The sequence below is a fragment of the Microcoleus sp. PH2017_09_SFU_O_A genome (assembly GCF_020738625.1).
Taxonomy (GTDB): Bacteria; Cyanobacteriota; Cyanobacteriia; order Cyanobacteriales; family Microcoleaceae; genus Microcoleus.
The window spans coordinates 48096-72900 of sequence record NZ_JAEQCF010000022.1 but is presented as its reverse complement, the minus strand read 5'-3'; the positions used below and the strand labels follow the sequence as shown (position 1 = coordinate 72900).

The following is a 24805-nucleotide window of genomic DNA, read 5'->3' as shown; positions in this document are numbered from 1 at the left end:
ACTACTGTCAAGATCGAAGCAGTGCCTGCAACATCGGTCAGTCCTAAACAATTGAAGGAGGAGAACGTAGTGACATCAATTCTCGTTGTCGAAGATTCGTGGTTGACTCGCAGGGTGATCTGCAAAATCCTGCGAGCAGAAGGATACGAGACTTGGGAAGCATCGAGCGGCCCGGAAGCTCTGGAACTTCTGGCCGCTAAGACCCCAAACTGTATGCTCTTAGATTTGCTGATGCCAGAAATGGAAGGTCGCGAAGTCCTGCAAGCCATGCGCGATCGAGGATATAACATTCCAGTCATCGTCATTACCGCAGATATTCAAGCAACCACCAAATCCGAATGCATGGAACTCGGAGCCCTGGCAGTAATTCACAAAATGCCCAACTCAGACGAACTAATCGGGTGGATCAAAAAAGCTCTCAGTGCCAGCGAGGAGAGCGCCCCATGAAATTAAGCGCTCGACAGCTCGATGCTTTGCAGGAACTCGTCAACATCGGGATCGGTCAAGCAGCAGGGATTTTGAACGACATGATCGAATCTCCCATTCGCTTGCAAATTCCCTACCTCCAAATCCTGTCTCCAGCCGACGTGCAAACAGAATTAGAGCAGCACCTCAACGGCGAACAAATTTCCGCCGTCCAGCTCAAATTTACTGGTTCCTTTGGAGGCATTGCCCAGCTAGTCTTTCCCACCAACAGTGCGGCCACGCTCGTGACCATGCTGACTGGGGAAGAAGCTGGAACTCACGACCTGGATTCGGTCAAAATTGGTACGCTGAGTGAAGTAGGAAATATTGTAATCAACGGGGTCATGGGTGCAATCAGCAACGTACTTCAGCAGCGCCTGAACTACTCAATTCCCAATTACACGGAAGGGACGATCGCGACTTTGCTCACATCTGGCGGTTTGGCTGCTGATACAGTGGTTTTATTAGCCCAAACCCGTTTCATTATTGAAAGGCTTCACATTGAAGGAGATATCATCCTCATTTTCAATGTCAGTTCCTTTGACGCCTTGTTGGCTGCGATCAATCAACTTGCCGGGGGTCTATGATCGAGGAGAGCAAAACTATTGAGGAAAAGTTTGGAGTTCTCGACAGTGTACCAGTCGGCGCCTGCCTGCTGCGAGATGATTTTGTGGTGCTGTTTTGGAATGCCTGTCTGGAAGACTGGACGAAAATTGGGCGCGAGCAAATGTTGGGAACCAAGATCACAACTCATTTTCCTCACCTGAGCCAGCTCAAGTACGCAAATCGCTTCCAGCAAATCTTTGCAGGAGGCCCGCCAACAATTTTTTCTTCTCAAATTCACAAGCACCTGATTCCGGCAACTTGGCAAGAGGGCCAGCAGCGCATCCAGCAAACTACTGTGACGGCTGTCCCTGCACTTTCACCGGGCGTTGCAGAACTGAATATTCCCAACTTGATTCGATCGACTGTGGAGTTGGAACCAGATAGTATGGTGCGACAAGGAGATTCTGTTGGTGTCGCATTGCCGTCAAACTTTCGGGATTCAATTTCGCCTTACGGCTTTATCCCACCAAACTGCCAATCGTTTTACGCCCTGTTGGTAATACAAGACGTAACCGACCTCACCCACCGCATCCAAGCTTACCGCACGATGCGAGATCAAGCTTTGGAAGAAGTGGAAGTGCGCCAGCGGGTGGAAGCAGAATTGCGCGAGAGCCAGCATTTCATCCAGCAGATTGCCGATGTGGCGCCTTACTTACTCTACATTTACGACTTGACCGAACAGCGCAACGTCTATGTCAACGGTCAAGCTTCTAAGCTGCTAGGCTACACTCCCCAAGAAATTTTACAGATGCAAACAGCTTTGTATTCCAGTTTGGTGTACCCAGAAGATTTGCCGAGGCTATCCGCCCACCTGCAAAAATTTCCCTCAGTCGCAGACGGGCATATTTTGGAGTTGGACTATCGGCTCCAACACCGATCGGGCGAATGGCGCCACTTTCGCTGCCGCGATCAAGTGTTCGCCCGCACAGCAGAGGGGAAGCCCAAACAAATTTTCGGCACTGCTCAAGATATTACCGAGTACAAGCAGGCAGAAGAGGCGCTGCGACAACAAAACGAACGGGAACTGCTGATGGCGACGATTACTCAGCACATCCGCCAGTCTCTAGATTTGGGCGAAGTGCTCAGCACGACAGTGACAGAAGTGCGCCAGTTCCTTCAGGCCGATCGAGTGATGATCGTCCGCTTTAACCCCTGTACGGGCAGTCACTGCGCCACACCCCCGACGGGGGCGGTGACAGTGGAATCTGTAGCACTCAACTGTCGGCCGATGCTGGGAGAAACCCTGGAAAATTTCTGTTTTGACGAGTTCTATCTTGAAGCCTACCAACATCGGGCGATCCGACCGATCGCGGATGTCTCCGCCGCCGATTTGCCGCACGCTCAAATTGACTTGCTCGCACAATTTGAAGTCAGAGCTTATTTGGTAGTACCGCTAGTGCAAGGGGAGGAATTGTGGGGACTGCTGATGGCTCACCAGTGCAGTCCCCGACAGTGGATGCAGTTGGAAGTCGAGTTATTGTCTTCTCTGGCCACTCAGTTGGCGATCGCGATCAAACAAGCAGAACTCTACCAGCAGTTGCAAGCAGCCAACCTCAAGTTAGAGCGTTTAGCAACTTTAGACGAACTCACGCAGCTAGCAAACCGCCGTCGGTTCGATCAGTATTTAGACAGGGAGTGGCGCCGACAAGCGCGGGAACAAACACCTCTGTCCCTAATTTTGTGCGATATTGATTCTTTTAAAACTTATAACGATACCTACGGACATCCAAAGGGAGACGAGTGTTTGCGGCAAGTCGCCCAGGCGATCGGCAAAGCAATTAATCGCCCTGCCGATTTAGTAGCTCGCTACGGAGGCGAAGAATTTGCCGTTATTTTGCCGAATACGGCGAGTGAAGGGGCCGAGCTGGTAGCCGAACACATACAGCTCAAAATCGCAGCTTTACAGATTCCTCACGCTGGTTCTCAGGTGAGCAACTACGTCACTGTCAGTCTGGGGATAGCGACTATGGTTCCTATCTCTGAATCCGAAGCCTCTATTGCGATCGACGCAGCCGACGCAGCAGCGAGTACGGTTCCTGCATCTAAATCCCCAGCCTCGATATTGATTGACGCAGCCGACGCAGCGCTGTACCAAGCTAAAGATCTCGGGCGCGATCGCATCCAAGTTTACCAACCAGACCCTCCCACAGCCAAAACCAACGGCACAGCCCCTCCCGTGCGCCCGGTTGACTTTTCCCTACCCAATACTAATTTCCCCTCACCCACAAGCGCTTGACTTCTGCCAATATTTGTGAATTCGGAATAGACACTGACCCGAATCCGGCACTAATACCATTAAATATTTTAGATTAAATATTTTAAATTAAATATTTTAGAATGACTTATCACTATCAGGCTTTCGAGCTTGCCTACAGTTACATTCTTTTTTTTACCGCTATAACTTCAACACCGGAGACATTTTTATTCTAGCATTTTGGAACCAGCTTTGGCAAGAAAAAGTCTCAAATACAATCAGTTTTTTCTGACAATTTTACTGACTTTATCACTTGTTTGACCGAGAATGCTCCCAGTATAGATTAAAGTTTAATATCAAGTCCGCTGCTACCAAACTTGTATGGTAGGCTTCGATCGCAATTAGCAATAGAACAATGCCACCAATTAAAGAAAGTTAAACCAGGAATTAAGTCTTGACAGCGATGAAATAGTACCTTTTTGGCTACCAATCTTATAGCGTTCCAGCCAGATAGTATGGTACCAAGTGAGATCGATCGGGTCGGATTCCTAACCGTAGTTGCCTTCAACTTCTTCTACTGAAAGATGTGGTTCAACAACCAGACGCTTGACCATAATTGTACGATCGCACGCTCTTCACCACACCGCCATTATAGCCAGGACGGTGCGACCGGACTCGATATGAGTAAAATTCAAAAAAGTCAAAAGTAATAAAGCTTTCAGTAAAAACAAGATTTTTTACTTTTGACTTTTGACTTTTGACTTTTTAGCACATCAAGTATTCAACTTAAAACTCAAAACTATTAAGGTGCTGCCGCCGCCCTGCGGTTGGCAACAATCAGATTTGCCTGGTACTCTGCCGCTTTTTGCTGAGCCTTTGAATGGTTGGGGCTAGTTGACGGCACGGCTCTCATAAGCTGAACCGCTTTCTGCCATTCGCTTGCTACCGCAATCCACTCTGCTTGAGATTGAGCCGTCTGTGCCAAAACTGCCGCCTTCTGAGCGTTGTTAACGCCTTCCCTCCAAGAGTCAGGCTTAGGCGCGGCGGCTTTTGGTGCAGGAGATGCTGCTTTTGGCGCAGGAGATGCTGCCTTGGGCGCAGGAGGTTTGGGAACAGGGCTCGCGGGCGTAGCAGCATTAGTGGGAGCGGCTTTTGGTGCAGGAGGAGATGCTGCCTGTGGGGCCTCGCCAGATGCGCTGGGAGATGGAGATGTGGCTTTAGACGCAGGAGATGTGGCTTTTTTGGGGGAGGGCGAAGCTGCTTCGGGGGCGCTCGGTTCAGGGTTCGAGCCGCCACCGAAGGGGAAATTTCCAGTCAAGTAAAGCGCTGCGATCGCCCCCAAAGGCACTAAGATACCCACAGGTATTGCCCATTTTGGGAATTGTTTTTTCGGAGGGGGGGCTACATCTTCGTCTTCGTCTTCCTCGTCGTCTTCCTCGTCGTCATCTGGATCGAATTGTCCCTCTTGATAATAGTCTTCGCCATCGGGTTCGACATCATCTAAACCTACAGAGTCGTCAGGCATTCCAGTATCCGAGGCATAAAGCATTGGATCTGCTGGCATCAGATCTATTTCATCTTCCCACGCAGGGGAGCCGTCACCTGTGCGACGCCCGTAAACTTTGACAGTGTGAATTGATTCGACTCCCAAATTCGTCATCCCGCTGCGGATGAAATCCACCAATGCCATTTGACTCGGTACTTTGCCTGACTCCAGAGTTATGTGGAGGCAGCCGTTGTCCCGCGTCACATCGGCGTTGATGCCTTTGGGTTTGAGTGTACGGTTGATGCTAGATGCGATCGCTTTTGGATCGCCCTGCTTCAGAAGTTCCCGCAGGTTCTGTTGTGTCATGGGTAGCGCTCTTTTTTTTGGGGGGGGTGGAGAGCCGGCAAATAATATTAATCGATCGGCGTTCGGCGGCGGACAATATTTATTTACCACATTAACTTCTACTGTGGCATTCTGAGATTATTTCTCGTAGCTATTGAGATTTTTGCGCGCGATCGGATATCCAGCATATATCCGATCGCGCAATTTGTTGTAAAAATTTACCAGAAAGAATTGGTTTAAAGCCCGCCCGCCCGATCGGGAGAAATTAAAAGAAGCCTATTCATTACTCCAATCCTTTTCCTTCCAGGTAGAGGTCGCCCTCAAACTGTCAACTGTCAACTGTCAACTGTCAACTGACTGAAAGTCACGGCCCGCTCCTGCTGGGCTGTCTCTCCTCACCGAAACAAGCTAGAAAGTTCTATTACTTTGGTTTGCAGGGTTGAGACTTCTTCCCGGCCCCGCTTTAAAGAAGCTTCTAACTCTAGCAGCAAAGGCAAACTTTTTTGTAGTTTTTCTAAGCTGGCGTTCTTGACTTCTTGGCGAAAATAGTATATTCGTTTCGGATTGCCGAGGTCTAGAGCTTGAGCAATTTTATCATCGCGATCGCCCGCTTGGATCATTGCCTTCACCCACAGCCAAATCCGAAACTTACCAGTCAAGCCCGCCACAATCCTCAAACCAGGTTCGCTCTGAGCCGTTAAGCCCGCCAATAACTCTAAAGCAGCGGAAGTCTTGCCCTCGCGAATCGCATCGGCTAGCTGGAAGGTATTCTGGGCGTTACAGTGCACCAGTGCGGCGACTTCCTCGGGGTTGAGAGGTTGACTGCGATTGCCGGCAAACAGCAGCAATTTTTCGAGTTCGCTGTATAGCCCGCGCGTATCGCTACCGATGGATTCGGCTAAAAGTTCGATCGCCGTGGCGGTCAATTTGACATTCATTTCGCCGGCGACTTGGCGCACCCGCTGGGCTAACTCTTTTTCATTCCAAGGCGGAATCGGTGAAAATTCTCGAAATTCGGCGGACTTGGCGATTAACTTCGTAGATTTGAGCCGGCTGTCGGGTTTTTTGACGGATGTCAGCAGCAATACCGTGGTAGGGGGAATCACCGGCAGCGTGCGTTCCAATTGGGCTAAAAGTTCCGCAGAACACTGCTGCGTTACAGTCGTATTTGCCAGCCAGACAAAACGGCTGCCGGTACCGAAGGGCGGGGTTAAGGCTCGATCGAGTCCTTCAACCACAGCGTCGGGTCGATCGGCAACAATCTTGTCATAGTTAAAACTAGCCCAGTTGGGATCGAGGACAGAGGAGCGCAAACTTGTGACTGCTTGCGCGATCGCAAAGTCGTCTTCCCCCCAAAACAGGTAAATTGGCATATTTCAAGTTCAGCAGCCCAAAAAATCAGATTTGCACGATCCCGAAGTCCAACATATCCTGAATCAGACTCTTGATACAAAGTAAATGATTTTCTAGAAACTTCTTGAATAATTAGGTAAAAGCTGGTAGTGTAGATTGAGAAAAAAATGCTTTAGCGACTAAAACAGCTAAGACCATGGTCACTTTGAGTCATTATCATTTCCAGCAAATGTTGAAGCATCAAGCTGCTGTTAAATGGCAGTTTTGTAGTAGGCATAACGGAAGAATACACATCAAAAACCTGTTCAAAGTGTGGACATAAATTCAAATGGCGCTTTCAATATCCTGTTGAAAGCTTTGAGAGATACCTCCTTGACAGGAGAGCTTGCAGCTTTTTCTGTATTGCCATACACGGTAGTATCAGGCTTAGTCCTGGATTTGCCGGGTTAAATGTATCTGTTGAAAGCCCGCACCATAATATAAAATTTGGTGTGGCAGTATTTCACCGCGAGGAAATCAAGATTGGATGATACTTATCAAGCTTACGTAAATCGGGTGGCGCGAATGACGCTGCTGGACTCCTACAAGTCCCAGGTGGAACACATTCAGGAATCTCCAAAATTTAAGCCTGATGAAGCCGGTCACAGAACTCCTGTACCTTTTCCGGGTTATTCGGTGATTACGCCACCTGCGGGGGAAGATGCAGACAATACTGCACTTTATACTAATTTACACTCAGTCCAACAACGGCTATTGCAGGAAATCGCGGACGGTGCGATCGTAGCACTGCCTCCTGATAGCTTCCATTTAACCGTCGCCGATCTGATTTGGAGCAGCGCTTTTCGAGATGCCTCTGAGAAAAATCCAGAATTTGAGGGTCAACTGCGCGGGCGCATGAAAGATGGTTTTGCGGCCTGCAAACCCTTGGCGGGCGGCTCTCCCATACGCTGGACGGTGCTGGGGTTGATGGTGATGACTAGGGCTGTAGGTGTCTGTTTGGCACCGACGGACGAAAACTCTTACAAGCAAATTCTGGAGTTTCGTCGATCGATCTATCAAAATCCCGATTTAATTGCCTTGGGAATTGAACAGCAATATCATTTTACGGCACACATTACTCTGGCTTATTTTGGGGATACCGGGCCGAACCTAGACCGCGCTCATTTTTCTGCCCTGATGGCTGAGTTAAACGACCAATGGCTCGACACGCCCCAGGATCTGTGGGTGCACAAAGCCGAACTGCGGAAGTTTGACGATATGACTAGCTACGTGCGGCAACCGGATTGGCCTGTTTTTGAGTTTTGACCACGAAGGAAGAAGGAAGAAGGAAGAGGGAAGAGGGAAGAAGGAAGGAAGAGGGAAGAAGGAAGGAAGAGGGAAGAAGGAAGAAAGAGGTTCGAGCGAAGTTCGGCAACGAGCAAAGTACGGAATTTAACCGATACAAGCCAGAATTATGAGGAATCAAGGAAGATTTTCCCAATTCTTCCCCCTCTTCCCTCTCCCCCTCTCCCAATTCTTCCCCCTCTCCCCCTCTCCTCCTCTCCCCCCTCTCCCCCTCTCCCCCTCTCCTCTGTCCCAACCTTCAAAATACTGCTTATAAAATGCTTTAATTATTCTGACTTGACAACAAAATCAAGCAAAAAATTCATGAGAAACCAGGAAAAATCAGTAATTCTGGTTTTTTAATTTTTAATGCAAAAGTGACTGTACACGTTGTTGGTATTGGTTTAGATGGAGCTGCTGGGCTGAGCGAATCGGCGCGGCAGGTTGTAGAAATGGCCGCTCTGCTCATCGGGAGCGATCGGCATTTGAGCTATTTTCCCCAGCAATCCTGCGAGCGCTGGGCGTTGGAAGATTTAACCGAAGCAATTCTGGAAATTAGGCGTTGGTTGGCCGCAGATGCGAATTTAGAGCCAGATGCAGGGACTTTTTCGCCCCCCTCCACCCCCTCGCATCAACTGATTGTAATTTTAGTAGCCGGAGACCCGCTGTTCCACGGCTGGGGAAAGTTGCTCATTTCCCAACTGCCGCCGGATAAATTGACTTTTCACCCCCATGCAAGCTGCGTGCAGTTGGCCTTTAACCGCTTGCACGTCCCTTGGCAGGATGCTCATTTTGTGGGTTCCCAGGGACGTTTTTTTGAGGAACTGACGGCAAAACTCAAGCTGGGTGTTGAGAAAATTGCGGTACTCGCAGACGAAACTCGCACTCCGGCGGCGATCGCAAGTTTGGTGAAAGCTCTGGATTTGCCCACACGCTACCAGTTTTGGGTTGGCGAAAATTTGGGTTCCGCCGAAGAACGCGTGGGTTACAAGTCTCTGGAAGCTTTGCTGGGAGAGGATTTTGCACTTCTGAGCGTGGTGGTGATGCTGCGGCACTCCCCGCCGATAGAAGCTTTGGATTTGGGAAAGTTGCCTTTGTTGGGTATTCCCGATGCAGCTTTTATCGGTTGTGGCGACAGGCCTGGTTTGACGGTTGAACGGGAAGTGCGGGTGTTGGTACTGGCACAATTGGCTTTGCAACCCGAACAAGTTGTCTGGGATGTGGGTGCTGGTAACGGTTCTGTCTCGATCGAGATTGCTCGTTTATTCCCGCAGTCCGAAGTATACGCGATCGAACAAACGGTTTCTGGCACTTCTGCGATCGAACTCAATTGTCGCCGTTTTGAGTTGCAAAATGTGTTTTCGATTCACGGAACCGCCCCGGAAATCTTGCACCGCTTGCGTCCGCCGCACCGGATTTTTATCGGTGGTAGCGGTGGAGGGTTGACTAAAATTTTGGGCGTTTGCGCTCTGCGGCTGCTCGCTGGAGGGTCGATCGTCCTAGCTTTGGATGTTTTTGAGGATATTGCTACTGTTTTAAGCTGGATTGGCGATCGGGTGCGCCGGGAACCGCACTGGAGTTACCGCATCGTGCAGGTGCAGTTATCGCGTTCTGTGTCTGGGGGCAGTTTGACTCGTTTTGATGCGTTGAATCCAATTTCGATTGTGACGATCGATCGACATTTGAATTAATTCTAGAATTTTAACCGCAGATGAACGCAGATGAACGCAGATGAATCGCTGCATAATATCCCGTCTTCTCGAAGGCTCGCACCTAATAATGGTGATTTTTCAGGACATGATATTATGATAGCTTAGATAATAGGTTTGCTCGCTGAGTAGACCAGGGTGCAAATTGATTAAATCAACTCAATGACCGCAGCAAATTAAATTAAATTAAGGTACTAGAATTGTGCAAATAAATCAGCTAGGGTTCCTATTTGTTGATGTTGTACTCTCGGCGATCGCCCTGATCGTTCTAATTCCGGTTGCAGTTCTATTCCTAGAATGCTGTGCAGCTTTCCTGTCCAGCTTTGGCACTACAGCGGAAACTGAAGAACCCCGCCCCAAAGTAGCAGTTTTAATTCCCGCCTACAACGAAGCAGCAGGAATAGCCGCCACCATCTCCACTATATTGCCACAGCTAACACCTCAAGACCGGCTGTTAGTGATTGCTGACAACTGCACCGACGCCACAGCAGAAATCGCCCGTAACAGCGGTGCAAGCGCGATCGAGCGCCACGACACAGAACGCAAGGGGAAGGGATACGCCCTAGATTTCGGCTTGACTGCGATCGCCTCAGACCCCCCAGAAGTAATCATCATGGTTGACGCCGACTGCATTTGTCAGCCGGACGCGATCGACAAATTAGCCCGGGTAGCAATGGCAGAACAAAGACCGGTGCAAGCAACATATTTAATGGAACAGCCGCCGAATCCTACGCCAAAAGATTCCATTTCAGCCTTAGCATTTCTAGTTAAAAATTTAGTCCGGCCGAGCGGATTAAAACAGTTAGGATTCCCGTCATTGCTAACAGGTACGGGCATGGCTTTTCCCTGGTTAATCATTCGAGATGTTCCCTTAGCCAGCAGCAATATCGTCGAAGATATGCAAATGAGCTTGGATTTGGCGATCGCCGGACATCCAACGGTATTCTGCCCCGAAGCCCGAGTCACCGGATGTTTGCCGCAGCAGGAACAAGTAGCTAAAACTCAAAGAACCAGATGGGAACACGGACACTTACAAACCTTGCTAACTCAAACTCCCAGGCTGGCGACAGCTTCGATCGAGCAACAGCGTTTTGACTTAATGGCGATCGCCCTCGACTTAGCCGTCCCTCCTCTATCCCTTTTAGTTGCTATCTGGCTAGCCACTTTTGCCGCCTCAATACTAGCAGCAATTATCGGAGCATCCGCGATTCCCGCCATATTATTAGGAGTACAAGGACTGCTAATTCTAGTTTCAATTGTCAGCGCTTGGGCAAAATTTGGGCGTGCCGACATTTCCGGCGCAACTCTATTATCTGTTCCTTTTTACATCCTGTGGAAAATCCCTTTATATCTGGGTTTTATCCTGAAGCGGCAAACCAAATGGGTACGCACGGAACGCGATGTTTAGTATTCGGTAATATTCCGTAGGGTGCGTCAGCCAAATAGTTGATGCAACTCGAAACTCTTGTTCCTGACGCACCTTAGGATGACGACTGTAAGTTATTTTTTGATCCGAGATTTGAAAGTATTAGATAAGCGTTGACGTAGCCGATCCGTTTGTTGCCCTATCAAAACACTCATCAAAACAATTCCCATCCCAATCAGTTGAATTGGCGTAAGTGTTTGGTGTAGTAAGACGAATCCCAGTAGTGTTGCTACTACAGGACTCATCAACCCTAGCGATGCCACAGCCGATGTTTTGAGTTTATCAATCCCCCGAAACCAAAGTGCATAAGCAACTCCAGTGCCGACTAAGCCCAGGTAAACGAAGCCCAATAGGTTAGTTGTTGAGATATGAGTTATTGGCCCTTCGATCGCTAGGGCGATCGGCAGCAGAACGATTCCACCAACTGTTAACTGCCATGCTGTAAAAACAAGTAGAGAAACTGGGCGTTTCCAACGTTTGACTAGCACCGTTCCCAGACCCATTGTTGCAGCTCCAGCGATCGCAGCAACAATGCCAATGCTATCAAGACGCGCATTAGGGCCCAGAACCAGCAACCCGACACCAATAAAGCCTGCGATCGCCACCACAATAGACAGCTTAGACGGTTTTTCATTCAATATTAACGAAGAAAATAATACGACTAATAAAGGTTGGATTGCGCCTGCCGTTGCAGCAACGCCACCCGGAAGGCGATAAGCAGCGACAAATAATAGTGCTTGAAAAATTCCGATATTGAGGCTACCCAAGAGCAGAATACGCCACCACCAAATACCTTTGGGCAGTTGTCTAAACCAGGCTGCTAGCAGAATACCGATGGGGAGCGATCGCAAAGCAGCCACTAATAGCGGATGGTTAGGGGGCAGGAGTTCAGTCGCTACAACATAAGTTGTTCCCCAGATCATCGGCGCCAGAGCAGTCAGCAGAATATCAGAGAGGCGAACAGTAGCTGTCTTCACAATTTTATCTTAACGTCAAGATACTTGATGCCAAGATTCTAGCATTTATCTTGATGTTAAGATGGTTGGCATCAAAATTTTTAGGTGAGTAGCATTTCAATGAATGCCGATCCAGTCGATGCGATTTTGGCTCAATGGCAAAGAGAGCGCCCTGACTTAGATGTGTCGCCAATGGGCATTATTGGTAGGATGGGGCGACTGACCAAATACTTAGAACGATCGCTTCAACAGACATTTTCCAACTTTGGCTTGAACGTTGGAGAATTTGATGTGTTGGCGACATTGCGCCGTTCTGGCCAACCGTACCAGCTTACGCCGACCGAGCTATTCAATACATTGATGGTTTCATCGGGTACGATGACGCATCGTATAGATCGCTTAGAACGGGCCGATCTTGTGAAGCGCATGGACGATCCGAGCGATCGCCGAGGGACGCTAATTCAGTTAACCGATAAAGGTTTCAACGCGATCGAGAAAGCTGTTGAGGCTCATGTTGCCAATGAGCATCGACTCCTTAGCGCTTTAGACGAAGCCGAACGTAAAGTTCTAGCTCAACTGCTGCGGAAGCTTTTAATTTCATTTGAGGAGTAGCGGTGACAGTAAAAAATCATTGCAGCGGATGCACAAAGTCTTTTTACTTCGTTGCAATCATACTTGTCACAATACAGAAATCGTTCAACTTAGCGAAATCCCAGATTTCTGTATCTGTTTTCTCTGCTAGCCCGTGAAATTCAACATGGCTAGCGTTAGGGAAAATATCAGCCAAGCGAGTAACTAATTTTCGGCTCAGATTTTGATCGAATAGTAGTTTCAAGCGACACTCACCGAAGCAACTAAACGACGATCGCGATCGGCGACAAACTCTAAACAGGCTCTAATATCTGTTTCTGTCAGTTCTGGGAAGTCGTCAATAATCTCAGTAATAGACATTCCAGAAGCCAGCCAGCCAAGAACATCGTAAACCGTAATTCGCATCCGACGAATGCAGGGCTTGCCACCACGCTTATCTGGCTCTATGGTGATGATATCGCGATAGCTCATAAAAAATATTTGGTAAGTGGGAAAGGTTTCAACCGCCTTGAATCCCCTTTCGGGGTTAGAGGGGTATGGTTGCCCCTCTGTGGAGATATGGTTGTCTCCGAATCCCTTTCGGGTAATGTTCGCTTGTCGGTCAATGTTATAAGGGCTTTTTCCGGCTAGCAGCACTGTTTCAGTGACCTTGAAACAGTTTAACTACTAGCGACAGGGCAGGGGACTAGCGTCGCATCCACAGGGTGTCGTGACCCAAATAACGTAGACCTGCGTGAGGTCTTAGGCTGGTCAGAATGGCTTACTTGATTTCTCTTGCAAGCCCAATCTCTTTAGAGTTGGGTTCCTGACGATACAGGTAAAGTGTTTGCATCTACATTATAGAAAAATATATCGGAAAATAAAAACAAAAAAATCTGAAGCTGGAAACTTCCAACTTCAGACTTTTACTAACTCCCCGGGTAGGATTTGAACCTACGACCAATCGGTTAACAGCCGATCGCTCTGCCACTGAGCTACCGAGGATTGCGTGGTTTTTGTCACCCACATTTACTAATAGTAGCTGAACTTAGAGGATTTGGCAAGGCCTTTGACAAACTTTTTTTCGATCGTACAGAAAGCGGGTTCCAGCAGCTAATGCAGCCCCATTCTCATTCTGGCGAGGCGCTGCTGCGATTCAGGATCGAGGGAATTCGACAGAAAGCGACTGGAGTTGTGTTTGCGGGATTTGTGCTGGCGCTCGCTGCGGCGGGCGGTGGATTCTACGTCAGCGGCTAGTTGTTCGGCGGACATCCATTCGGCACCGTAGCCGACTACGGTCAATTGCTGCGCTCGGTCTGAGGTGGCGACAATCATCCGCCCTTTGCCTTTGACCGATCGCAACTCGTAGCGCAAACTAGCACAAGACTTTTCAATATAAGTATCTGCCGTCTGACCGAAGTCAGTGTAGTGCACTGATAAATTTTTAGTAATAATTTCTTTAACGCTCGGAGTATCTCGATAGTGAGCGTCAAACACCAGTCTGGCCTCAAAATCTTGAACGGCGCTGTAGTTAACTAAAACCTCAATCAACTCGCGGCGGGCTGTTTCGAGTTCGTCGCGATCGCGCTTCTCTCGGAGTCGAGGCCAAAGTCCAATCATGTTATAGCCGTCTACAAGTAACACTGCTTGCGATATATAGGGTGACATGGTTCAAGGCTGAAGAGCTCCAGCAGATAGAGGACGTTATTTGCATTGTTCATCAAAGCTTTTGTTAAATCTTATTACAGATTGATGATTGATTGCTACCTCCGATCGCAATAATTAAACCCCCCAAATCCCGAAAAGCTTGGGATGTGGGGGGTGATACGATTTTCGATTTTCGATTTTCGTTTTTTGATTAAAGAATCGGGAATGACTTGTCACATAAGGGTTTGGAGTTTGCTTACAGTTGCATTCCTGTGGGAAATTGGTGTGGGATTTGTGCGATCGTCTTCTGCAAGCTTTGCTAGCGCGCGATCGATAAATTTTTCCGCTTACTCGACAGATTCCACGGATACGGGCGATGGCTTACGCCCCGCTTCGCTACGGACAACCGTCGGCAGAGATATTTTCTCCACCGCAGGAGTACAGCCCAGCCACTGCACCGACAAGTCCGCAAACTGCTGCGGGGCGCCACTCACGCAAAAACGAGTCGGCAGCGCAGCACCCGAATTTCGCAGCCCTAAAACCTCCAATTCTCTGGCAGCAGCAGCCACCACGCGCACCGCAGGATCGATTAAATTCACCCCAGCAGGCAAGAGCGATCGCAACACGGGAGCCAACAGCGGATAATGAGTGCAGCCATAGATCAGCGTATCAATTCGCTGCTGAATCAAAGGAGCCAAATATTCCCGAGCCACCTCAGAAGTATAAGGATCGTGAATCCGATTTTGCTCCACCAGAGGCACAAAAGCCGGACAGCTAACCTGCCATACCCGACAAGAATCATCCATTTCCAAAATCGCATTTCGATAGGCATTGCTAGCAGCCGTAGCAGGAGTTGCGATCACCCCGATCCGCTTGCCTTGCTGCACCGCAGCCTGGGCCCCCGGCAGAATTACTCCCAGCACCGGAATATCAAACTCAGCCTGCACCATCTCCATCGCCAAAGCAGAACTGGTGTTGCAGGCCATAATGACCATTTTCACATCCTGTTCCACCAGCCAGGCCATAATTTCGCGGACAAAATGCACAATTTCCGACGCAGCCCGAGTGCCGTAAGGCAGCCTTGCCGTATCTCCAAAATAAAGTATTGATTCGTTGGGCAATTGTTTGTATAACTGCGTCAAAACAGTCAAACCGCCCACGCCACTGTCAAATATACCGATTCTTTGTTGTCTGGAGTCTGTTGTCATTTGTTAATTGTTAATTGTTAGTTGTTAGTTGTCTGTTGTCTGTTGACTGTTGACTGTTAACTGTTAACTGTTGGCAGGAAAGCAGTTGACAGGAAAGCAGTTGTCTGTTGTCATTTGTTAATCGTTTTCTCTGGCTACAACTGTCAACTGTCAACTGTCAACTGTCAACTGTCAACTGTCAACTGTCAACTGTCAACTGTCAACTGTCAACTGTCAACTGTCAACTGTCAACTGTCCACTGTCAACTGTCAACCGCCCATTATCTTTGTTGAAGATAATATAAAATGCCACGAGCGATCGAAGCCGCCATTTGACTCCGGTAAGCTGGATCGGAAAGTTTAGCAGCATCCTCAGCACCTGTGACAAAACCGACTTCCAGCAACACAGAAGGCATAGCACTCTTCCTCAAAACATAAAATCTCGCCTGCCGCACCCGGCGGTCTTTCGCCCCCGTCCCATCCAAAATACTGGCGTGAATCACCCGAGCTAAATCTTCCCCGCTATCGAAATAATAAGTCTCAATCCCGCTAATATCCGGGCGACTCATATTAATCGCGTTGGCGTGAATGCTGACAAACAAAGTAGCATTCACCCGTGATGCTAAAGAAACTCTCGGTTCTAGGTCAATTTCGCTGTCGTCAGTCCGAGTCATTACGGCTTGCACGCCCTGCTGTTCTAGCAGCCTTGCCACCTGATATGAGATATCTAAAACAATTTCCTTCTCCTGAATGCCCCCAATCCCGACGGCACCCGGATCGCGGCCGCCGTGGCCAGGATCGATCGCCACTACGAAACGACGGTTAGAACCTTGGGGCAAATCACCCGCTCCTATACTGCTTCTCGGCGGCAACGGCTGCGGATTTGGATCGCGAGTCAAAGGTGACTGCGCGCTAGCACTCGATCGCAATTGCAAAGACAGCATCTGCGGGTTAGGTCTCGTCACCCTGCCTACCTGTACCCCCGATCGCGGCTGCACCCAAATCACCACAGTCTCCGCGTCTTCCTGGCTGGCGGTAAACGATACAGGACTGTTGCCATCGAGCTGAGGAATTTGCCCCGCCAGAGAACTAGAAGCAAGCCGAATCCAGTAAGCTTTCGATGATTGATCCCACCCGCTGGTATAGGAGACTTGGCGGTCAGTTCTCACCACGAATTGCGTGCCGTTACTCGCTAAATCAATGGACTGAACTCTCGCTAAACTTCCTTGAGCTGGTCTCCCAACAGTTAGGGGTTGGGAGCGCGTCAGGATTGGCGGACTCGTGCCTCCTGGCGATAGCACAACCGAGCCAGAATTGCCGACAGAAGCGCGCCACTGAGTATTAGAACTCTTCATCCGCAAAGTTACGCGGGTAACGGGCGGATCTGTTGGCAATTGCCGGACTTCAATCTTGTCAACTCCGTGCTTGCCGTTAGTTTGAGGCTGTTGGCCGCCCGCGCCCGGAGCTAAAGTAGCTCCTTCAATATCGAGGGTGGCGATGTCCCCGGCCCGACTTTGTTGAAAATTAATTTGGGGGTTGCCACCGGCAGTACGGATCAAAAAACCGTCCGCCGTCACCTGAACGTTCTGAACTACAGTCGCTTCAGCAGATTGGGTTTCCCTTGCTGAAGGTTCAACCGATAATCTTTCTCCCCCGGGTTCTGAGATCGAATTTTGAGTTCCTCCCCGTACCGGTGCGGGCAAATCTACTGTCCACTCGCTGGCAGAAATGCCCCGAAATTTTACTTGCTGGGGGTCTAGAGTAAACCCGTCTTTGAGTTCGACGACTATTCTGGTGGTATCGTCGTCAAACTGTCCTACTCGCACAGATTCGATCGCCCCTGACAGCGGTTTGTTGACCGAGGGACTGCCCAGACTCGTCCCCGGTAAGTCGATTACCAATCGCGTGGGGTTGAAAATCAGTTGAGCCTTGGGTTGGACTCCCCCCTCTGTTCTAATGTAGAGCCGGTTCTCTGAAGCATCAAACCGCCAAGATTGCAGTCTAGCTGCTTCGGCGGCTCCGGCGAGCAAAAATACACTTAAGAAACTTGGTAGTAGCCAGTGGAATTTCACGACAGTTTTTTCCTCGTTTGCGTTACTGCTAAAAGCTGGAAGGGTGCTGCTTGCCCGAGTGGCTTTCAGCAGTTCGCCGCCAGCAGACCGGGGGCCAGGGGCCGTCAGTTGTTGGCTAAATGACTTTTTTATGCGTTAACTGGCCGCCAAATCCCCAATTATGACATTTTGGAACTTTCCTGCATACTTGGGGGCGATCGGTTATAAGCTGACTGAGAAATTGTTGGCACAAGGGAAGGTATTTATAGCAAAAGGAAGAAGGAAGTTCGGCAACGAGCACGCGATCGGGATTTTTAAAATGCGATCGGTTAGAAAACTTTAATTATCTATCGTCGCCAGAGAACTCAGAAGCAATAAAGTCAATGGTTTCAGCAATTCATAATATCCGGACGATCTGGTGCTGCTACTATTTATAGGAGCAATTAACCCTTATTTCTTGAAGTTAGAAGTTGAAATTTTACCAGAAAGAATTGGTTGAAAGCCGGAACCCCGATCGGGAGAATTTAAAATCAGACTATTCATTACTCCAATCCTCATCCTTCTAGGTAGAGGTCGCTCTCCTTCGGTCAACTGTCAACTGTCAACTGTCAACTGTCAACTGTTGAACGCTCTTCAAGGAATCTGTACGACGGGTCTTTAATGGATAGAGATAGTTACAGTAAGGGTAATAATCCGTTTGACAGTTGCATTGTCTTCTAACTTTTCATAGGCTACCTTGATAACTTAACAACCTACTTTCAGCATGATCAGGATTTCCCAGATTGAAATGACTTTTGAATGCAGCTAAATATTAGTTCCAGACCAACTGGCATATCCTTTTATAAAATCATTGTCTCTCACAGCTTGACATTGACATACAACTACATAGCGCCTCTTCCGTCTTTTTTTATGGCATTGTTACAGTCGGACATTTTGGGTAGTAATGGAAACTTAGTTGTTAGTTAGGTTTCCGGCATCGCTAATCTTAAACGATGATAGCCAGTCAATGCTGTTAACTGTAAATGGAGAATGTTTTGTCTCACTTTGTTTGGTGCCTAATGCTTTGTCACCAACAGTCTTTGAGCGTATACGATCGACAGCCAAAGGATTGGTTGCTTGACGGGGGAAAAGTTTTGACCGGAGATATTGTTATCGCAGTTGTCAAGTTTTTGCGACACCAGAAACAATCGATCGGCTTCTGGCAAAAACCTGTGATTTGGTTTGATGACCTGCCTTTCGACTAACTGCATAACTCCCACGTATACTACCAGTTAGAGAAGATACAGTATCTTGGCGATTCTGTCAATCTCTAAATTGCTGAAAAAAGCGACCATAAAATTAAATAAATCAACTCACCTTAGCTGCAAAATTTCGATCGATCCAGTTCAAAATTGCTTCATTTACTTGTTCCGGGCATTCATCCTGGGGACAGTGGCCGGCATTGTCTAATTCAACTAGCTCTACATACTGGGGATTGCATTCGACAAATTGGTGGGGCCGGGCGAACCGAGGGGGAATCATCCGGTCTTGTTTGCCCCAAATTAACAGCATCGGGATTGTGGAATTTCGCAGTACAGTCTTGACACCGGGGCTGAATTGTGAACTGCCTACAGCTTTAAATACAGCGCAGAAGGTACGGGCGGCTCCCCGATCGCCCGCAGGCCCTGATAGAATGTCCACTAATTCGTCGGTAACAGATTCCGGGTTGGCGTAGGCAAAGCCGACCCAGCGGCGGACAACTGAAGGTTTGCGGACGAAAGCAAACAGAGGTCTGAGGATGAGCGGAGAAACAAACCAGCTTTCCACAGCTTCGATCGCCGGTAACAGCCATCCGGGTACCGCCTCGGCTCGCACAGACGGGTCTGGGAGGCTAATCATCACCGTGCCGGCTACCATCTCCGGGTGAGCGGCGGCGGCGGCCAGACAAATCAGGGAACCGATCGAATTTCCTGCCAATACTACCGGCTCTCTGATAAAAGTCAGCCAAAAATCATACACTTGATCGACCCACAAAGACACAGAGTAGTTAACGGGAGCTTTTTGGGAAGCGCCAAAACCCAACAAATCCAAGGCGTAAACTGTATGTTTTTCAGCGAGGGGGCCGAGATTTTGACGCCAATGACCGATCGAAGCTCCAAACCCGTGCAGTAAAATAATTGGGGTGCTTGATGTGGCGGAGGCTATTGGTTTGGTAGCAGCATCTGGAAGATCGATCGCGCCTTGATTGTTCCCCAAAGCCGGCCGCAAATAGCTGTAGCGAGTTTGCCAACCGCGCCACACCCAGTCTCGTTGAGTTCCTACCCGTTGGTGCCAGTGCAGATAATTTGTCAATTTTGCCTCAGCTCGCAACATAAATTTACATTTGCTTATACCCATTCTACAAGGCAAATCAGGGGACTTGGGGAACGGAGCGGACTGGCTAGATTAGCTAATAAAAGCCGTTTTAGCTGATTTTTAACGATTTACCGGGAATTTGCGACCTTTTTACCATCAATCTGGCACGGGGGCGGGCGATCGTGTGTGAAGTTAAAATAAAACTAAGCAGAAACTTAGCCAGACTGAGTAGAATAACAGGTATTGTAAGAATTCATTTACGATAGTCCAAATATTCCCTAAGGCTTTAGCTGAGGGGAGAGAGGGCGCGGTAGTACGTCCGGTAAGGGTAACACCTTACAAAATAGCTCGATCGGACAAAATGAAAGATTGGTCGATCGAACCTGTAATTATCAAGAAGCTTCAATATTAAACTACTGATTGTAAAACCATTCATGCCTGTGATTGAAAGAAGACAAAATCGCAACCTACCCCAGATTAACGAAAATATTCGATACCCCAAAATCCGGGTGATCGATACCGACGGCGCGCAACTAGGGATATTGACACCCGCAGAAGCGCTGCGTCTGGCAGAAGAAAAAGAACTCGACCTCGTACTTGTCAGCGACAAAGCTGACCCGCCTGTATGTCGCGTCATGGACTACGGGAAGTACAAATTCGAGCAGGAAAAGAAAGCGCGAGAAGCTAAACGGAAGCAACACACTGCTGACGTGAAGGAAGTGAAGATGCGCTATAAAATTGAAGAACACGACTACCAAGTGCGCCTCAAACTAGCAGACCGCTTTATCAAATCTGGGGACAAAGTAAAAGCCACGATCATGTTCAGAGGTCGGGAAATCCAACACAGTAACCTAGCAGAGGACTTGCTCAAGCGCATGGCCACAGATTTGCAGGAAATCGCAGAGGTGCAGCAAGCGCCGAAAAAAGAAGGCCGCAGTATGATGATGCTGCTGTCGCCGAAAAAATAGTTATGAGCGATTAGTCATCAGTCATCAGTCATCAGTCAATAGTAATAGACTGGTGACGGTAGACTAATTGCCACGCCCCAAAAAGGATATAGGTTTCCGACTCTAGTCGTCGAGGGTCAAAACAAAAATTTTAGACCAAAGTTCCAGCTCCTAGATTCCATCTGTGGAGCAAATCTAAAATCGTTCGATGCTCGCGCTAGCCGAAGTCTAAAATCTAAAATCTAAAATCTAAAATCGGGATATCTACGCACTCTTAAGCATGGAAAATTTTCAAATCAGCGCTTGGGCGGGAGCAGGAAAAGGAGTGCTGCGATCGCTCAACCTGCGATCGGAAGAAGTAGAGCGAACCATACTGATGTTCCTCGTCTACACTCTAACCTCCGTCGGGCTGATCTGGCTGGAACTCAGCACGGTAGGTCTGTTTTTAGACGAATTCGGTGCGGACAAAATGCCCTTTATCTATATAGCCAGCGCCTTTATTGGTTCTGGTTTGGGATTTGTCTACTCGTGGATGCAAAAAATCCTGCCGCTGAGACGCACCGTTGTAGCGGTTCTGGGAATGATGTCGGTACCGCTATTTTTGTTTAGATTCGGCATCGGCTACGAAAATACTAAGATAGCTGGCATCAGCATCGCTTTTATTACTATTTTTTTGATGTGGCTGTGGGTGGAAGCTTGCTATGTCCTCAACGACCTCAATACTTCCATTACTTCCAACCAACTGTTTAATATTAGAGAAATCAAGCGCACCTATCCGCTAGTCAGTAGTGGTTATCTAGTGGCTGGGGTAGTTAGCGGGTTTTCTCTGCCAGTTTTGCTCTATGTAGTCGGACTCAAAAACGTTACTCTAGTATCGGGGTTAATGGTGGCGACAGGCTCGCTGTTGCTGTACTACCTCACAGAAAAATACCGTCAAGCTTTCCCGGAAACGGCTCACTGGACAGATGACGAGGACGAAGACGACCAACAAGAATTTACCGCCCGAAAAATAACAGGCCCTCTCCAAAAATACGCCATACCTCTAGTTAGTTTTTTCGTCCTTGCAGAAGTCCTCTATGTGTTGGTAGATTTTCAATTCTACAGCCAGCTAGAATACCAAAACCCTTCGGACGGCGCTAGTGGAGCTAGCTGGATTGCTAGCTTTTTGGGCATTTACGAGGGGATTCAAGGTCTGTTTCAAGTGGCGACTCAGTGGTTCGCATCGAGCCGCTTGGTAGAACGAATCGGTGTATTCGTGACGGCGATGATTTTGCCGGCGGGAATCGCTATTCTGGGCGTGCTGACGATAGGAGCATCCCTGGGCCAGCTAGTATCTGTGTTCATCGGACTGATATTGCTGAGATTTCTGGACGAACTGCTGCACTACACGCTGTTGGAAACTGTGAGCCCGGTTTTATTCCAACCGATTCCTGACAATATTCGATCGGGAATTCAAACTCTAGTCAACGGTGTGGGCGAACCTATGTCCTGCGGTGTGACAGGAGTTGGCATCCTGATTATGCTGTGGGTGACAGAGAAGATACTTCCCAACGAACAGGAAAAGATATTTCACGACAACCAAAGCTTGGTATTCATCGGCGCGATCGTACTTTTGGCCCTGGTGTGGCTGTTTGTAGTCTGGCTGATCCGCTCTCAATACGTGGGTTTGTTGGTCAAAAGTGCTGAACGGGGGCGCTTGGGCGTCACTGACGTTGACCTGAAAGCTCTCAAACGGGCAGTGGTGGAAACTCTGGAAAAACCAGGTGGCGAAGATGAAAAGCGCTCTTGTATAGAACTGCTGACGCAAATTGACCCGAAAAATGTCGGAGAAGTTTTGGCGCCGATCCTGGAAGTGTTACCTTCGGCTTTGCAGCGCCAGAGCTTGGAAACAATGCTGCAACACCCAAACCCGGAATATTTAGAAGCTGTACGGGCTCTATCGCAGCAATCCTTGCCGCCGGAGGTGCTGGCCTTGGCTTTGCGCTACATCTGGCTGACGGAGGCTGAACCGAATATTGACAACTTGCGGCCTTATTTGCAGCCGAATGTCGATCCGGTAGTACGGGGTACGGCGGCTGCTTTAATTATGAGAAGGGGCGATCGCCAGCAAAAGGCAGAGGCTACTAATACGCTGCGCCAAATGCTGACGCACAAGATGGAACGAGAACGGGTGATGGGGACGCGGGCTCTGGGAGAGGCTGATTATTTGCAAGGACTGCGGCTTTATATTCCCAATCTGTTGCAAGATGAATCTCTGCGAGTGCGCTGCGCTCTGTTAGACGTGATTTCTTCTACTCATTCGGAAGAATATTATCCTTCGCTGCTGCGCGGACTCGGTTACAAATCGACTCGGGAAGCGGCTTTGCAGGCGATCGTCAAACTTCACAATGATGCGATTCCTTTGCTCGTCTATTTGGCTGAGGATATCCATAAGTCAGATTTGGTCAGATTGCAAGCTTGGACGGCTCTCGGTCAAATAGGGACTGTGGAGGCGATCGACATTTTGGTCAGCAATTTGATGACGGCTTGGGGAACTACCAGGCGCAACATCCTCCGCATCCTGTTGAAAATGCCATCGGAAGCGGGTATAGAAGGGATTCTAGACCGCATCGGCCGCAGCGGATTGGAAACTCTTATCGAACAGGAGTTGATGTTTATCGGTCAAATTTATGCAGCTATGGTGGATTTGTCTGGTGTAACAACCTATGGCAATTTTGCCGATCGAGATGCCAGCAGGGGTGCACCCGAGAACGATACGGCTCAATTGTTGCAGCGCGCTCTGGCGGGGTTGGAAGCTGATGCTAAGGAACGATGTTTTTTGCTGATGAAGTTTCTTTATCCGTTGGACACCGTACAAGCTGCTGCTTTCAACATCGCTTCTGGCCAACCTTCTTTGGTGGCTAGGGGATTGGAAATTCTCGACAATACTGTGGATATCGCTAAGAAGCGATCGCTGATCAATTTGTTGGATCAGCACTCGGAAAGAGAGAAATTGAGCAATCTCTCGGAATTAATGGTGTACAAACCTCTATCCCCGAGCGATCGTTTGCGCCGCTTACTGGAATTGCGCCATTTCCTTTCGGATTGGACTTTAGCTTGCTGTTTTCACTTGGCGAGGGAAGCGCGTTGGAGCCTTACCGCCCAACAAACTCTTGTCTGTCTGCAACACCCGACGGGTTTTGTCCGCGAAGCAGTGTTAGCCTATTTGAAAATAGCTTCACCGCGGGCTTTGCTCGAATTGTTGCCGAGGCTGCAAAATGACCCCGATAATTTGGTATCAGCTCAAGTTGAAGAGATGATGGCAGAGTTGGGTGCTGGGGGGAAAAGGTAAAGAAGGAAGAGGGAAGAAGGAAGAAGGAAGAAGGAAGAAGGAAGAAGGAAGAAGGAAGAAGGAAGAAGGAACAAAAAGAAACTATCTTCAATACCTAATTCCCAATACCTAATGCCCAATGCCCAATGCCCAATGCCCAATGCCCAATTCCCCTTCCTTTGTTAAAGTTTAAATTAATCACTGCATCGCATTATGTTAACTAGCGTCGAACGCCTATTGTTTGTCAGGGAAGTTCCGATTTTTAAGGAACTGCGGGATGATTTTCTTGTCCGTCTAGCATCGGTAATGGACGAACTTTCGTTTCCTTCTAAGCACAGGATTTTTACGGAAGGACAAGAAGGTCGATCGCTCTATATCTTGGTATCGGGTACGGTGCGGGTGCATATAGGCGATCGGGATTTGGCACAGTTGAAGGCGGGGGCTTGTTTCGGGGAAATGTCGCTATTTGATGCGGAACCTCGATCGGCTTCTATTTCGACTCTGGAACAATCGGAGTGTTTGATGCTGACTCAAATGCAGCTTTATGATGCGATCGATGAAACGCCGGGAATTGCTGTTAATATTATTCGCTTGCTGTCGCGCCGGATTCGCGAGTTGAATATCAAGTTGAATGCTAAGGAAGCGGTTATGCCGCCTCCTGATGCTGTGAGAGTTCCTGAAATGCGATGAATATTGGGAATCGGGAATTGGGAATTGGGAATTGGGAATTGGGAATTGGGAATTGCGGATAGTTTATTCCTTCTTCCTTCTTTCCTCTTCCTTCTTCCTTCTTCCTTCTTCCTTCTTCCTTCTGCTATCAAACAATTAAAAACCCGGTTTCGGGCTAGAAGCCCATCCCACAAAAATCTTTTTTCTTGTGGGATGGGCTTCTAGCCC

The 24805-nt window shown here is 48.6% G+C and carries 23 protein-coding genes and 1 tRNA gene; 13 read left to right on the top strand and 11 right to left on the bottom strand.

All coding sequences use genetic code 11. The features are described from left to right. Positions 1–69 precede the first annotated feature (69 nt). Genes JGK16_RS11150 through JGK16_RS11140 form a run of 3 tightly spaced genes read left to right on the top strand, consistent with a single transcriptional unit; the run spans position 70 to position 3307 of the window. A complete protein-coding gene (locus JGK16_RS11150; RefSeq protein ID WP_293184695.1) occupies positions 70–447 on the top strand; it encodes a response regulator in 378 nt (125 codons plus the stop codon). Then, on the top strand, positions 444–1052 hold the full coding sequence (locus tag JGK16_RS11145; protein ID WP_293148579.1) for a chemotaxis protein CheC: 609 nt from the start codon (positions 444–446) through the stop codon (positions 1050–1052). The genes JGK16_RS11150 and JGK16_RS11145 overlap by 4 nt, the downstream gene beginning before the upstream one ends. Beyond that, positions 1049–3307 (top strand): diguanylate cyclase, encoded by a 2259-nt coding sequence (locus tag JGK16_RS11140; RefSeq protein ID WP_293190542.1) that lies wholly within the window; start codon positions 1049–1051, stop codon positions 3305–3307. The genes JGK16_RS11145 and JGK16_RS11140 overlap by 4 nt, the downstream gene beginning before the upstream one ends. A gap of 760 nt (positions 3308–4067) precedes the next feature. Here JGK16_RS11140 and JGK16_RS11135 read toward each other — a convergent pair. Both JGK16_RS11135 and holA read right to left on the bottom strand, forming a co-directional pair. Further along, positions 4068–5117: a hypothetical protein gene (locus tag JGK16_RS11135; protein ID WP_293184689.1), complete on the bottom strand. Its 1050-nt coding sequence runs from the start codon at positions 5115–5117 to the stop codon at positions 4068–4070. A 374-nt stretch (positions 5118–5491) separates the two neighbouring features. Then, a complete protein-coding gene (gene holA, locus JGK16_RS11130; RefSeq protein WP_293190541.1) occupies positions 5492–6469 on the bottom strand; it encodes a DNA polymerase III subunit delta in 978 nt (325 codons plus the stop codon). 544 nt (positions 6470–7013) lie between these two features. Here holA and JGK16_RS11125 point away from each other — a divergent pair. From JGK16_RS11125 to JGK16_RS11110, 4 genes are all read left to right on the top strand, one after another. Beyond that, positions 7014–7754 carry a DUF1868 domain-containing protein gene (locus JGK16_RS11125; protein WP_293184776.1) on the top strand — a complete coding sequence of 247 codons (741 nt, stop codon included), beginning with the start codon at positions 7014–7016 and terminating at the stop codon, positions 7752–7754. Beyond that, positions 7751–7906, top strand: a complete 156-nt coding sequence (locus JGK16_RS11120) for a hypothetical protein (protein ID WP_293184683.1) — start codon at positions 7751–7753, stop codon at positions 7904–7906. Before JGK16_RS11125 ends, JGK16_RS11120 begins: the two co-directional genes overlap by 4 nt. A 243-nt stretch (positions 7907–8149) precedes the next feature. Beyond that, positions 8150–9463 (top strand): precorrin-6y C5,15-methyltransferase (decarboxylating) subunit CbiE, encoded by a 1314-nt coding sequence (gene cbiE / locus JGK16_RS11115; protein WP_293184680.1) that lies wholly within the window; start codon positions 8150–8152, stop codon positions 9461–9463. Between the two features lie 220 nt (positions 9464–9683). Further along, the gene (locus JGK16_RS11110) at positions 9684–10889 is read left to right on the top strand and encodes a glycosyltransferase family 2 protein (RefSeq protein WP_293184677.1); all 1206 of its coding nucleotides are present in this window, start codon (positions 9684–9686) and stop codon (positions 10887–10889) included. Positions 10890–10981: 92 nt separating this feature from the next. Here the strand turns inward: JGK16_RS11110 and JGK16_RS11105 are convergent, their stop codons facing one another. Next, positions 10982–11884, bottom strand: coding sequence for an EamA family transporter (locus JGK16_RS11105; RefSeq protein ID WP_293184674.1), 903 nt, complete (start codon positions 11882–11884; stop codon positions 10982–10984). An 84-nt stretch (positions 11885–11968) separates the two neighbouring features. Between JGK16_RS11105 and JGK16_RS11100 the strand changes: the two genes are divergently transcribed. Then, positions 11969–12475, top strand: a complete 507-nt coding sequence (locus JGK16_RS11100; RefSeq protein ID WP_293184672.1) for a MarR family transcriptional regulator — start codon at positions 11969–11971, stop codon at positions 12473–12475. Between the two features lie 43 nt (positions 12476–12518). Here JGK16_RS11100 and JGK16_RS11095 read toward each other — a convergent pair whose 3' ends face one another. The 6 genes from JGK16_RS11095 to JGK16_RS11070 form a co-directional block, all read right to left on the bottom strand. Then, a complete protein-coding gene (locus tag JGK16_RS11095; protein WP_293184669.1) occupies positions 12519–12698 on the bottom strand; it encodes a DUF5615 family PIN-like protein in 180 nt (59 codons plus the stop codon). Then, positions 12695–12925: a DUF433 domain-containing protein gene (locus tag JGK16_RS11090; protein ID WP_293156139.1), complete on the bottom strand. Its 231-nt coding sequence runs from the start codon at positions 12923–12925 to the stop codon at positions 12695–12697. Before JGK16_RS11090 ends, JGK16_RS11095 begins: the two co-directional genes overlap by 4 nt. 441 nt (positions 12926–13366) lie before the next feature. After that, positions 13367–13438: transfer RNA gene (locus tag JGK16_RS11085), tRNA-Asn, on the bottom strand. 108 nt (positions 13439–13546) lie between these two features. Next, positions 13547–14101, bottom strand: coding sequence for an NYN domain-containing protein (locus JGK16_RS11080; RefSeq protein ID WP_293184667.1), 555 nt, complete (start codon positions 14099–14101; stop codon positions 13547–13549). A gap of 326 nt (positions 14102–14427) precedes the next feature. Then, entirely contained in the window at positions 14428–15288 is an 861-nt protein-coding gene (gene murI, locus JGK16_RS11075; protein ID WP_293184665.1) for a glutamate racemase, read from the bottom strand. Between the two features lie 259 nt (positions 15289–15547). Next, on the bottom strand, positions 15548–17338 hold the full coding sequence (locus JGK16_RS11070) for an N-acetylmuramoyl-L-alanine amidase (protein WP_293184663.1): 1791 nt from the start codon (positions 17336–17338) through the stop codon (positions 15548–15550). A 160-nt stretch (positions 17339–17498) separates the two neighbouring features. Between JGK16_RS11070 and JGK16_RS11065 the strand changes: the two genes are divergently transcribed. Continuing rightward, on the top strand, positions 17499–17660 hold the full coding sequence (locus JGK16_RS11065) for a hypothetical protein (protein ID WP_293184661.1): 162 nt from the start codon (positions 17499–17501) through the stop codon (positions 17658–17660). A gap of 712 nt (positions 17661–18372) precedes the next feature. Here JGK16_RS11065 and JGK16_RS11060 read toward each other — a convergent pair. Together JGK16_RS11060 and JGK16_RS11055 are read right to left on the bottom strand one after the other, a co-directional pair. Then, complete coding sequence (locus tag JGK16_RS11060; protein WP_293184659.1) at positions 18373–18567, bottom strand: hypothetical protein; 195 nt, start codon at positions 18565–18567, stop codon at positions 18373–18375. 97 nt (positions 18568–18664) lie between these two features. Continuing rightward, positions 18665–19669, bottom strand: coding sequence for an alpha/beta fold hydrolase (locus tag JGK16_RS11055; RefSeq protein ID WP_293184656.1), 1005 nt, complete (start codon positions 19667–19669; stop codon positions 18665–18667). Positions 19670–20085: 416 nt separating this feature from the next. Here JGK16_RS11055 and infC point away from each other — a divergent pair, with 416 nt between their 5' ends. From infC to JGK16_RS11035, 4 genes are all read left to right on the top strand, one after another. Beyond that, on the top strand, positions 20086–20619 hold the full coding sequence (infC, locus tag JGK16_RS11050) for a translation initiation factor IF-3 (protein ID WP_265239585.1): 534 nt from the start codon (positions 20086–20088) through the stop codon (positions 20617–20619). Positions 20620–20878: 259 nt separating this feature from the next. Further along, a complete protein-coding gene (locus tag JGK16_RS11045; RefSeq protein ID WP_293184653.1) occupies positions 20879–23929 on the top strand; it encodes a HEAT repeat domain-containing protein in 3051 nt (1016 codons plus the stop codon). Next, positions 23910–24041, top strand: coding sequence for a hypothetical protein (locus JGK16_RS11040; protein WP_293184651.1), 132 nt, complete (start codon positions 23910–23912; stop codon positions 24039–24041). Before JGK16_RS11045 ends, JGK16_RS11040 begins: the two co-directional genes overlap by 20 nt. A gap of 80 nt (positions 24042–24121) precedes the next feature. Next, positions 24122–24598, top strand: a complete 477-nt coding sequence (locus JGK16_RS11035) for a cyclic nucleotide-binding domain-containing protein (RefSeq protein ID WP_293156112.1) — start codon at positions 24122–24124, stop codon at positions 24596–24598. Positions 24599–24805 lie beyond the last annotated feature (207 nt).